Here is a 12633-nt window from a genome sequence, read left to right on the forward strand (position 1 = left end):
TGCTATAAAAGTTTGGGAAAAAATGAATGAAATAGAAAAAGCCGGCGCGTTTTAGCGCCGGCTTTTCCGTGGTTTCAGACGTGCTCTATGGGTGAGTATTAATCAACCCATTGGATGTTGTCCACGTAATACGTCTGAGACGCCCCACTGATCTCCTGCAGATTCAGCCGATGTACGGCCAGATTCTGCGGGTTCAGGTCGTCTACCGGAATAGAGATTTTTACCCAGCCATTCCCGGAGATTGTTTCACTTTTAACTTTGGGGAATGAGCCGCCATCGTCATTTTGTAGTGAAATGTTGAATTGAATGTCCCCGGTCGCGGCATAAACCATAAATTCCAGCGAAGAATAATTGGCCGTGCCAGCATCTACCGCGCTGCCCCATGATCCGCTGTGCAGACTCAGTGCGCCCCAGGCGCTTTGAGAGACCTTGACGGATTTTGTACCGTTATACGGCAACTCGCTGTTCGAAAAGCTAACGCTCGCGCTCCATGAGGAGTTAATCCAGGGAGAAAGCAGTGCTTCATCATAGATAGGTGTTGCCTGACCGGTTATCACTTTCGCTTCGGTCGTGAACGTAGCGATTTCCGACCAGTTGCTTTGGCCAGCCGAGTTTCCTGCGCGTACCCGCCAGTAATAGGTTGTTGAATTCTCTAACCCCGTGACGGTATAACTGGTTGACGTCAGCCCGGTCACGTTCGTCTGCAGGGCAGCAAATGAATTGTCGGTTGCGATCTGGAGGTCATACGTAGCCGCGTCTACGGAGCTGTTCCATGCCAGAGTCAATCCTGTGTCAGTCTCAGCTCCCGAAGCCGGTGACGATAACACCGGTGCCACTGGTGCGTCGATCCCGGTCTCTCCTGAGGTGGTGGAGCCGCTGAACAGGATTTCATCTATGTAGTAGGTCTTCCGGGACCCGCTGGTTTCAAGAATGTTGATCCGGTGAATGATGTTGCCATTGGGGTTGAGTTCCGACATCGGCATGGAAACGACTGTCCACTGGTTAGCCGGAACGGTTCCGTGCTGCACCTTGGGGAATGAATCACCATTGTCATTCTGGAGTCGAACGCTGAATTTCGCATCTTCGCCATCCGGATACACGGCAAAGTTCAACGATTCTGCCGAACCGGGAAGAACGTCCACAGCAGCACCCCATGGGCCATTATGAAGGCTCAATGCCCCCCAGGCCTTTTGAACTACTCTGACGGCCTGAGAGCCGGTATAAACGGTAGCTGAATTAGAAAAATCAACATTGGCACTCCAGGAACTATTGATCCAATCGCCGTTCAGCGCGTCATCGTAAGCGTATGTGCCTTCAGTCGGATCGCCGGGCTCGGTAGAATTGTTGGCTACTTCGATGGTCACGGAGACGGTCGTTTGATTACCGGCGTCGTCGGTGGCTGTTGCGCTAACGTTGTGTGTGCCGTCGGCAAGGTCAGTCGAGTTCACAGAAACTGAATACGGCGCTGCGGTCAACGGACTGCCGTACGCATTACCATTTACAGCGAACTCCACAGAAGTAACGCCGATATTGTCCGTAGCATCGACAGTGAAATTAACAGAGCCGGAAACCGTGCTCCCATCGCTGGGATTAGTAACCGTCAGGGTCGGAGGGGTTGTATCCTTGGTTGTTCCGGGAGTACCATTCATGAAGGTCTGCTTAACGGATTGGAGCAATTCGTCACGCTCACCAGCGGGCTGGTTTTCGCGGTATCCACCGCTCAGCTCCCAGATGATGGCGCCACCCAGGTTTTTCTGCATCATGTAGTCGTACTTTGCCTGGATGCTCTGTTCGTCGTCATACGAGACAAACTGTTCTGTACCGTTTTCGTTAATACTCAGATATGTAGCCTGAGCGTTGCTGTCCCATTTCCGGTACTTATCCTGGTAGAAGTCGGCCATAATCTTATGATACGGCACGTTATCGGTCACGGTCGGAGCAGTCGTCCAGTTTTCCTGCGGATCTGATACACCATCCCAGAGATACCCATAGAAGTCGATTCCGATACCGAGCTTACCGGGGGATACACCCGCCTGGAGAAACTGGTTTATCGTTTTATCTATGGACGGCAGAGTTTTGTCGAGGTTCGGAAAGGTCTCTCCGCCGTTATAGACTGGAGAGTTATGCCAGGTGGTCCATCCCTGCCAGGCACCGCTGTAGTCATAGGTCATCAGGTTTATCTGATCGATTTTATCCTGGAGTCCCGCGAACATATCCGCATGCCAATTTGTTGCAACGGTCAACAGAGGATCGTTAAGGAGGGGAGTATCCACGGCCTGAAGCGCAGTGTGCAACTCATTTATAAAGGCGACATAATTTGCCTCGTCGCCGGAATTAATGGGCTCCATATCCACGTCAATACCATCAAAACCCCAAGTGGTGAGAATAGAAACCAGGTTCGCGATGAAAACCGGCCGAACTATCGGAGAAATAGCGGTGCTGAAACCTTCATAATTTCCCCAGCCTCCGATGGTGAACAGGACAGGTTTCCCGTTCTCGTGCGCTGCAGAGACGATCGCATTAATCCGGTCCGGACTCATGTTGTGATAGTCCAGAATTTCTGACAATGTTCCGTCGCTATTCACGTTAAACGCGAAATAATTCAAATGGGTAAATGCATCCCAGTCGATTTCATCAGTTGGGAGGTTCCCCCAGTTTCCGCCGGGAGGTGCATAATGGTTATAGGACGCCAGATAGGCGGTGACCCATTTGCCATCTGCTGTTGTGGTTGCTCCCGTTTTATTCACCTGAGAAACAGGTTGTTCGGTATTTTCAGGAATCTTCTGTGGCGGTTCCGTCAGCTGTGAGCAGCCAAACAGGAATACCGTTAACGTGAGTGTAATTAATTTGTATTTCATCATATTATACTCTCTCGAACTATGTTTCTTACGCCCCACTTAAAAGGTTGACTTATACAAGTGAACAATCGAATTAAGTACGATGACCACTGAAATATTCGTCAATCACTTCGAAGCAAGGATAATATGAGATTTGTGGTAAGTCAATAGTTTTATCTGTAGCAAAAACAAGTACTTGTAGTATATTTTATGACGGCGTGAGATAAGGACTTTTCCGCCTGAAAGCCGCATAGTTAAGGCATTTGAATAGGACAGGGATAAGGCCAACCTTCCTGAAAATTAAATATGAAATCCGAACACCAAAACTGAATGGGATCGAAAATATCTTACCCTTGAATACCGCTGCAACCCCTTTGGATATTGGAAAAACACCAGGTGAATGCTACCGTCGTTTGACTGTTTTTACGCTTTATACGGGCAGTTTGGAAAAAAATGATTCCGGAGCAAAATTTCTGCTCAATCTGTGAGGTGTGTCAACAATTTCGGTGACTTTTGATGTAGTGAGTAAAAGCCAAAAAGGTTCATCGTAAAAGTTTTGCTACAATTAGTAATTTTCGAGTGGGAAGTAAAAGGTTTGATTCGTCTTCAACCTGCGGTGTTTGAGACTTTTTAAGTGATATATTCGATCAGATGCCTATATTTGATGAAAGGCGGGGCTCCTAATGTTTCAAAAATATCTATAATTATGGATGGATTACTCACCACAGTAGACACGTTTATTCGATCGGTCCGCATTGCGGATCTTCTGGATATAATTTTGGTATCGATGTTTTTCTACGCGTTGCTCTCCCTGTTACGGCGCAGTACCACTTCCGCCACGATGCGGAGTACGTTAATTATCACCGGGGGAGTTATCCTTGCTTATTTACTTGCCAAAGTACTGCAATTGTATCTGGTACAGACGTTGATCCAGTTTCTTTTAGTGGTGATCCTGTTTGTGGCTGTTATTGTATTCCAGAGTGATATCCGTCGAATTATTGACCGGCTCGGGACCTTTCGGTTCTTCAGAGGCGGAAAGGATGAGGGGGACTATTCGCCAACGGAAGATGCGCTGGTCCAGGCAGTGGATAAGCTGGCTGCTGATAAGACCGGGGCGCTTATCGCGATCCAGGGTAAGGATCCATGGGACAGATATATCCATGGAGGTGTTGAGCTTTCCGGAAAATTAAGTACGCCGTTGTTACTGAGTCTCTTTAATCCGAATGCTCCGGCACATGATGGCGCTCTTATGATGGATCGCGACGGGATACAATCCTTTGCCTCCCATTTACCACTCTCGACCAACCTGTCCGATATCGGTCGATATGGAACCAGGCACGCAGCGGGATTAGGTTTGGCCGAGCGCTGCGATGCATTTGTCATCATCGTCTCTGAGGAGCACGGAACCATCAGCGTGGCAGAGAACGGGAAATTTGACACAATTTCTGATACCGGGGAGCTGAAAAAACGATTACAGGAGTTTTATCAGAAGCATGCGGAAATCCAAAGCAGGATTGAACAGCCGTGGTGGAGGCAACGATCTATTCAGACCGGAATCCTTGCGGTGAGTCTGGCTATTCTTCTGTGGTTTCTTTTTGGATTCAGGACTGGTACGGTCTACCGGTCATTTAATGTGCCTGTCGAATTCCGGAATGTCCCATCAAATTGGCGCATCCAGGAACCGGTTCCGACCAATGCACAGGTGACAATTGAGGGTTCCGAGCAGGGATTTCGCCTATTGGATCCCACGAACCTGGTTCTCTCATTTGATGTCGCCTCCCTGCAGGAAGGAACCAATGTACTGCAAATTCAGGAAAAGCACATCCAGTTGCCGGCGGATTTAGGATTGTACCAGGTCTCGCCTGAAGAAATTACCATCAGGGCAGGGCCACGGTCTCCACCGCCGCAAAAGTCTCAATCGGACTCTGCAGATGTTTCCGGTGGAGAAAATTCTTCCAAAACACCACAATGATTTATAAAGAAACAGGGGAGCCGGTTCCGGCTCCCCTGTTTCCTCGTGAGTAATAGCGGAGAGGGTAGGGATTCGAACCCTCGTCCCGCGAGTGCGGGAAACGATGCCCCTGAATAGTTTATTCGGGGTAATCGCTTGCCTTAAGCCGCTCGGCCACCTCTCCATTGTTGATGAAGGCTAAATATACATCTCATTTAATGAAGTGCAGTTTTCTGGTAATTTGTTGATCATTTATCCGTAACCGGTAAAGATATACGCCACTGGCAACCCGATTGCCATTTTGGTTGGCACCATTCCACACCACTTGATAGCGTCCGGGTGCTTTTTGAGTATTCACAAGAGTTTTCACCTTTTGCCCCATGATATTGAATATCTGAATCGTGACCTGAGATTTCTCCAATGATTGAGGAATTACATATGCTATCGTAGTCTGCCCGTTGAACGGATTCGGAAAGTTCTGACTCAGTGTAATTTTCTTTGGCAGATAGGAGGCTTGTCTGTCCTCGACAAAAGCTTTGCTGCCAATCAAAAGTGCATACGATTTACTACCTGTTGTGGTAACTACCTGAAATTGCTTTGTGCGTTTCAGATCATACCATTCACCCGTCTGTTTATTGACCAACCGTAACTGTATCTCTGTCTCCTGATCGTAATTTCCTTGTGCCCGGAGGGCAATTTTTTCATTGGAGGATGTCTGTAATCTCAAATGAAATTCCTGTCCTGATCCGTTATCAGGACGAATTTCCCTGGTCAGTTTCCGATACCGAAGCGTTGAATCCGGATGTATCAGGCTCAAGTGAACTGGAGCTAAGCCCGGCGGTGGGGCATACGTCACCATTGATTGCTCCTTTTGGGTGACTTGGACATCCATTCCAGCCAGCACCGAGGCATTACTTCCGGAATCGGTTGATGCGATGATCCGTATGGAACGGGACGGATCGCGCTGAACGTCCCTGGCATCCTTGTCAAACCCGTTTTCCTGACGGAGATAGGGTACCACCAGACTATCCAGTCCGGCTTGGTTATACCAATAATATCCTGTATACGGTTGTAACACCTGGCTTTCGGAGTAGCCGTTACCATATGCCCAGATCGGTTGTTCCGTCTGGTTTATCTGTTTGACCGCTTCCCAATCAACTGATTGCGAATAGGGATTGGAGATAATGTTCCAACCTTGCCGGACCGGAATGGTATAGGTGTCACTCTCACTGAGCGGGACTGACGAAATTGACCGGTCGAGTGAAATGCCACCTTTGGCAAGTATCCAGAATCCCAGACCAGCCCGGAATTGAAACACGTCCGAGCCGTCATACTTCTGTAAATAGGAGGTGGAGTCACCGGTATCCCGGTACACAATCCAGTCAATGCCCGGCTCGCCCTCCAACAGATCTTCAACCGGAATTGTCTCATTGCCGGGTAAGCCGACCAGCCTGTAATCTTCCGCGGACGGATTGTCCGGAAAATTCATGGTGATCTGCACGGGAATCGTTTTTGGATAAAAGGAGATTGGGGCGCTGATTTCCTGTACATTTGGGTGCGTGGCATATGCAATTTTAATTCGTACGGTCTCTGGGTGCATATCGGGCACCTCCCATGAGAATTGTGAAGATGCCGAGTAATTCGATTGAATTGTGTGCCAGGTTGTTGCAGAGTCAGACGAGTAGAGGATATTCACAGCTTCCTGATAATTAGATTCCCATTCGATGGTATAGGTCTCTCCGGCCTTCAATATGACTGTGGAATCAGGCTGGAGGAGTTTGACATAGGCATCTCTGGGTAGCTGTCCAGGCGAAATTGTCGTGAATTGCCGGTGTGTCGACCAATTACTTTCACCGCCCGGATTTCTTGCCAAGACCCGCCAGTAATAGGTGGTATTGCTATCCAGGGTTGCCGGGACGAATGTTGTCGAATCAATATTTGTGGAATCGAGTACCGTGGTATTGAATGCCTGATCCCGACCAATCTGAATGCGGTAGTTTTCAGCACGCTCTGCCTGTTCCCACACCAATTCCGGAGTTGTAGAGGTTCTCTCCGTACGGTCTTCCGGGGCTACAAGAACAGGAGTCGTTGGCGCCTCCATAACAGTCGTGAACAGGTGGGGAACCGTCCAGGGACTGGTGCCTGCTTGGTTTGAGGCATTGACACGCCAGAAATAATCGGTATCGTATTCCAGATTCTGAATCGGGTATTGGGTAGAGGTGACGTCAGACAAGCTTACAATAGTCGTGGAAAATGTGCTATCGGTGCTCACCTGGAGGTCGTAATGATCAGCATATTCTGCTGGTGCCCAGTCCAGTGTAGTCTCCAACGGTAGATTTGTGGAGTCATCAGCAGGCGAAACTATTTCAGGTGGTGCAGGGACTCCTTCTTGGTTCGTGGTTGTAAATTGCCGGGATGCAGACCACTGGCCGAAACCGTTTGCATTGGCTGCCCGAACGCGCCAGTGGAGAACGGTCTCTTTTGGGAGACCGGCGATTTCGATGGATTCGTTCGTTACGGAATCGACTTCGCCTTCGAGTTGTGAAAATTCCGAATCTGCCCCCACCTGGATGTGGTAATTCTCGGCATTTGGGATAGAATTCCACTGGAAATTCACAGTCGTGGACAGACTATCTGCGCCATCCTCGGGAAAGACGAGTGTCGGCTGTGCGGGTGGCTGGTCACCGGCTGTTGTGGTAAATGTCCACGTCTCTGAAAAGTTGCCAGGTCCCGCTTTGTTGACGCCTCGTACCCGCCAGTGGTACTTCGTTCCGGATTCCAACGTATTGGCTGTGATACTAGTCTCAGTTATGTCAGCCTGTTGAAATTGTGGATTAGTGAAGGATTCAGAAGAATCCATCTGAACTTCGTAGGATTCGGCCCGGGCGGATGCCGCCCACTCAAGCGTAGGTGTGGTGGACACTCCTTCGCTGCCGGAGACAGGGGATTCCAGTACCGGTTCGGCCGGCGGTGCCTCAACTGTGGTGAATTCCCATGTTTCCGACCAACTGCTGGTGGAGAGGAGATAATTCGAACGCTCTCGCCAGTAATAGGTTGTTGAGTATTCGAGCCCCGCCACCTCATAATTGGATGATGACAACCCATTCTTATCCGTGTGAGTTGAACTAAATGTTGAATCCGCGGCAACCTGAACCTGGTAAGAATTGGCATTCGTATCTTCCTCCCAGTTCAGGGAAAGCGTAGTCGGTTGATCTACTGAACCATCCGGTGGGGAGACATGGTTGGACGAAGTGGTGGTATCCATCGTTTTGTATTGCCGGGATTCGGACCACTCGCCGGTCTCCCCCTCGCCCTGGCCGTTTTCTCTGCTCGCGCGCACATGCCACCAATATGTTCGATTGGGAGCAAGTCCAGTGACAATAAGAGTCCGCTTCGCTATCCCGGCAGTATCTATGATAATGTCGGAAAAGAGGCTATCGTTCGCGACCTGGAGTTGATAGGAATCCGCCTCGGAAATTTCTTCCCACTCCAGCGCAACAGAATCATACTGAACCGAGGCCATGTCAGCCGGTGCCAGCAGGGAAGGCGAAATCAAGGGGGGATTATCCAATGTCACAGACCAGGTGTTGGACCATGCACTGGTATCTCCGGAGCGGCTGGCATTGATTCGCCAAAAATAGGTGGTCCCTCCGTCGAGCGCTGAGGTGGAGAAGCTCTCCTCTTCCAGATCCCCGGTGGATATTACCGGTTGAGTATAGTCATCCGAAGTGTCGACTGTCAGGTGGTAACGTGCCGCTTCCGGTACGGATTCCCATTGGAATGTAACTGTTCCATACGGATGGGTGGAACCGTTCTCAGGTGTCAAGAGAACCGGAGCGGAGAGCTGGTACTGAACCGTTGTAAATCGTCTGGCGGCAGACCACTGCGCGCTGCCCTGATCGTTGATGCCGCGAACGCGCCAGAAATAGGTAGTAGACGAGTCCAGCCCGGAGGCAGCATATGTTGTGTCCGTGAGGCCGGATTGACTGATGGTCTGCGTCTCAAAAGATGCCGATTTGCTAATTTGTATATGGTAGGAATCCGCCTCTTCCAGTTGGTACCAGGAGAATTCCGGGGCAACCGGTATTTCCACAGCACTGTCTGCAGGCGAATTCAATGTCGCCTGGACCGGCGCTGATGGTCTAGACTCGGTGGTGAAGGAATTTACCGTTGACCAGTCACTATCACCGCCGGAATTGGATGCCCGGACCCGCCAATAAAAGGTAGTGGCATATTCAAGGGAGTCCGGTGTGAATGTAGTGTCCGGATTACCGGCAGAATTGACAAGCGTGGATGTGAACTGATCGGATGTGCTGACCTGTATCGTATAGCTCTGCGCGCGTTCCGCGGTTTGCCAGGTGAGGGTCGGAGTAACCGAAATTTCCGTGGATCCTGACGCAGGAGTCACCAATCTTGGTGTACTTGGAGGCATAACATTTGTAGCAAAGTTCCGGATCTCCGACCAATCGCTGACAGCCGTATCTCTGGTGGAGCGAACCCGCCAATAGTAGGAGGTGCCGGTCTCCAGGGTTGACACCGATTCTACCGTATCAGTCAGAGCCGTCCGCTCGTAACTCACGGAAGAGAATGCCGTGTTTTCAGCCACCTGAATGTGGTATCCCACCGCATCTCCTGTGCTGCTGGTCCATCGGAATTCTACGGTTGAAGCGTCGAGAGTATCCCCGGCTTCAGGCGCGATTAATGCCGGTGTTTCAGGCGGAGATTGCAGTTCTACGGTAGAGAACGACCAGTTCGCAGACCACTCGCCTGTACCGCCTGCGTTTGATGCCCTGACCCGCCAGTAATAGGTAGTGTTTTTTTGTAAGCCGGAGACAGAATAATCGGTCGTTGCTACTCCACTTTGATTAAATACGAGCGCCGAAAAATCCGAACTTGTTGAGACCTGAACCTGATAGCTTTCCGCCCGGGTGGCGGCTTCCCACTGGAAAGTCAGATCCTGCGGTTGATCCCCAACACCGTTGGCTGGTGAGCTAAGGGCCGGCTGGGCAGGAGGCGCAATAATTGTGGTGAAAGACCACGCGTCGGACCAGCTGCTTGTTGTCAAAAGGAAATTGGTGCGAACCCGCCAGTAATAGATCGTGCTATTATCCAGGTTTTCAACGGTGTATTCCGTCGAACTCAGGCTGCTCTGTTCCACGACTAAGGATGAAAAGCCAGAATCGGTTGCCACCTGCAGGTGATAGCCTTGTGCACCAGTCACTTCCTGCCAGTCCAATGTTATCGTCGTGGAGATATCTTCAGCGCTATCCGGCGGCGAACTGAGAGTGGGAGGCTGAGCCTGCAGTGTTGCCGCAATACCCATCATTATTATTGCGAACATGATTTTTCGAAGTGGGAAAATCATCTTCCATCCCTCATTAGATTCATAAATTCAAATAGTTCGGTTTTAGACTTATGGACGCTGGGGCGGTGGAGGAAAATCACCGGCACTCCCGCTGCCTGCCAACAAAAGGATGCTGACTCCGATGGCAGTCACTAACGCTGTGTTAACAGCGTACACTACCCAGGGCCCATTATTCGATTCCTGGACTGCCTTGACCGTAAAGGATATATTCTCTGTCTCAAACCCGTTTGGAAAATCCTGTAATACATTCCACCGTATCACCTTGCCCTGACCTGGCGTAATTCCTTCGCCGACTTCACCGGTCACAGCTGTCGGTGAGAATGTTGAATCCTCGCTAATATTCACCTGGAGTTTTACCCTGTATACTTCTTCCGGATTTCCGATAAGATCGTAGGTGACCCGTACCAGTTCTCTTTTCGACTGAAACTGGACGTTTTGAATACCCGGGGGCGGAGTAGCCTTCAGGCCATATCCCGGAATGATAGCCGAATATGCCGCAAAGGCCGTCAGTATTATCACACGGAAAAATTTATGATGAAGCATAAGTCAATTCTCTCTTTGGCTTTGAATACCGCTCAGGTTTTTGATTCAAATTTTCAAGGGCAAATGTTGCCTTGCTGAGGGCTACATCGTGTTCCTCTGCCCGTTTTTGAATCCGTTTCAGCGCTTCGGGCAAAATATTTTGATCCGTAATAAGAATATGATCAACTGGCCGCTTTTGAAGGAGGCCGCTGAGTTTCCAATGACCTCCGAACACCGGAAATCCGTTGACTGTAGTGCCTTCAAGGTTCGGATCGTCATCCAGAAACCCGATAGGTTTGTACGTATCGTTGAGTTGAGTCAAAAGGTTTTGAAGGGTGAGTATACCCGTATCGGTTGCCCCATAAATCAGCACGGATTTCTGGCCATCCTTGTGCCGATTGAAATAATAGCGCAGTGCATGAAACGCCACCCGTATTCCAAGCACCATGGATGTGAGCAGGTAAAAATAGAGCAGCATAAATGTTGGCGTGACCCATGCCCGAAACGCCGGGAACAAGTAGAGATACCCAAATCCGAGGAGCGCCGTGACTGTGAGGGTCTTGGTGAACCGGAGCATTTCGGCGATTCCGATGCGGGTAACCGGCTCGCGGTATAACCCGAGTAAAGCAAAGACAGCCATCTGGACCCAGAGGAACCCCCCGACTTTTGCCGTCCCGATGACATACCAGTTATCCGTCAACTGGATATGGAGGGTTTGCCCGGTGAGTGACAGGCTGATATTCATAGCAAGAAAAGCAAAGAAAAAGTCCAGTAAGAACTGGGTGGTACCGTTTCGGACAAAGAATTTTTCATACATGGAGAAAAGAATGCCGTTTTTTAACACTTCCATTTCGCGGTAACGCAATTGCCTGATAAAAAAGAGAGCCAGGACGGCAATGGTCACCAGGACCATAAAGGTCATTTCCGCAGGTGCCTCGACAACGACCACGGCGCCGGCACCAAAAATCCCGGAGATAAGATAGAGCAAGAGCACGGCATTTTGCTGCGAAATTCCCTGGGAGAGAAGCCGGTGATGGATATGTGAAGCATCCGGCTTAAACAGGGAGGAGAGGACCTTACCAATTGTCGGAGATGCCTGTTGATTCCCCTGTTCAGAGTTGCGATGTGGAAGAAACCAGTTCAGATATCGACGCGCCATTGCAACTAGCGTATCCGTAATCGGAAGGCCAAGGGCCAAAAGCGGTACAACAAATGCAAAAGTTGCGGAGACCTTTGTGTAACTCTGTACCGATATGACAGCAAGCGTAAACCCGATAAACAAACTACCGCTATCTCCAAGGAAGGTTTTGGCCGGATGGAAGTTGTATCGGAGGAACCCAAGTAGGGAGCCCGCCAGTATTACCGCCATCATAGCAATCCCCTGATTGTTGGAGATTAGGCTGATACCAGTGATAGTGAATAACGAAATAATTGCGACACCAGCCGCTAGGCCATCAAGCCCGTCGATGAGATTGAACGCATTGGTAATGCCAATTATCCAAAGAACAGTCAGCGGATAACTGAATAGCCCAAGCTGCATAACTTCCTGGCTGAACGGATTGGTAATATATTCAATCCGGATACCGGCCAGGCAGATGAGCATAGCCGCGATACCCTGGCCGGCAAATTTTATCCCCGGACTGATATCCTTATGATCATCCCATATCCCCACGACAACGATCAGGAGTACGCCGGTAAGTAAAGGCACCCCATTAAATATTTTGATATAATCCAGTTCTATATTTAGTGGAGACACCAAGAGAAACAGCCCCAGAATTCCCAGGCTGCTCGCAACCACAGCAATACCGCCCAAGCGTGGAATTGGGTTACCATGGATTTTCCGGTCATTGGGCTGGTCGATGGCTCCGGTGATACTGGCAAGGTGCATAGAGAGGGGGGTCAGGACCAGACTGGTGGCGCAGGCTAAGAGGAACGCCAGGGCTAAGTATATCATCATA

General features: G+C 49.9%; 5 protein-coding genes and 1 tRNA gene. 1 reads left to right on the forward strand and 5 read right to left on the reverse strand.

What is annotated here, in order from left to right:
- Nucleotides 1–98 precede the first annotated feature (98 nt).
- Nucleotides 99–2861 (reverse strand): fibronectin type III domain-containing protein, encoded by a 2763-nt coding sequence (locus tag K9N57_00090; GenBank protein ID MCF7802568.1) that lies wholly within the window; start codon nucleotides 2859–2861, stop codon nucleotides 99–101.
- Nucleotides 2862–3543: 682 nt separating this feature from the next.
- Between K9N57_00090 and cdaA the strand changes: the two genes are divergently transcribed.
- Nucleotides 3544–4809, forward strand: coding sequence for a diadenylate cyclase CdaA (gene cdaA / locus K9N57_00095; GenBank protein MCF7802569.1), 1266 nt, complete (start codon nucleotides 3544–3546; stop codon nucleotides 4807–4809).
- A 56-nt stretch (nucleotides 4810–4865) separates the two neighbouring features.
- Here cdaA and K9N57_00100 read toward each other — a convergent pair.
- From K9N57_00100 to K9N57_00115, 4 genes are all read right to left on the reverse strand, one after another.
- Nucleotides 4866–4972, reverse strand: a tRNA-OTHER gene (locus K9N57_00100).
- Nucleotides 4973–4999: 27 nt separating this feature from the next.
- Nucleotides 5000–10153: a fibronectin type III domain-containing protein gene (locus tag K9N57_00105; GenBank protein MCF7802570.1), complete on the reverse strand. Its 5154-nt coding sequence runs from the start codon at nucleotides 10151–10153 to the stop codon at nucleotides 5000–5002.
- Nucleotides 10154–10201: 48 nt separating this feature from the next.
- On the reverse strand, nucleotides 10202–10696 hold the full coding sequence (locus tag K9N57_00110; protein ID MCF7802571.1) for a hypothetical protein: 495 nt from the start codon (nucleotides 10694–10696) through the stop codon (nucleotides 10202–10204).
- Complete coding sequence (locus tag K9N57_00115) at nucleotides 10683–12632, reverse strand: hypothetical protein (protein ID MCF7802572.1); 1950 nt, start codon at nucleotides 12630–12632, stop codon at nucleotides 10683–10685. Before K9N57_00115 ends, K9N57_00110 begins: the two co-directional genes overlap by 14 nt.
- Nucleotide 12633: the final 1 nt, after the last annotated feature.

Source organism: Candidatus Neomarinimicrobiota bacterium (genome assembly GCA_021734025.1).
Lineage (GTDB): Bacteria > Fidelibacterota > JAANXI01 > JAANXI01 > JAANXI01 > JAANXI01.

What these genes read in the sequence shown, in the direction of transcription:
- K9N57_00105 (MCF7802570.1), bottom strand. Translation starts at nt 10,153, where the DNA reads ATGATTTTCCCACTTCGAAAAATCATGTTCGCAATAATAATGATGGGT.
- K9N57_00115 (MCF7802572.1), bottom strand. Translation starts at nt 12,632, where the DNA reads ATGATGATATACTTAGCCCTGGCGTTCCTCTTAGCCTGCGCCACCAGT.
- K9N57_00110 (MCF7802571.1), bottom strand. Translation starts at nt 10,696, where the DNA reads ATGCTTCATCATAAATTTTTCCGTGTGATAATACTGACGGCCTTTGCG.
- cdaA (MCF7802569.1), top strand. Translation starts at nt 3,544, where the DNA reads ATGGATGGATTACTCACCACAGTAGACACGTTTATTCGATCGGTCCGC.
- K9N57_00090 (MCF7802568.1), bottom strand. Translation starts at nt 2,861, where the DNA reads ATGATGAAATACAAATTAATTACACTCACGTTAACGGTATTCCTGTTT.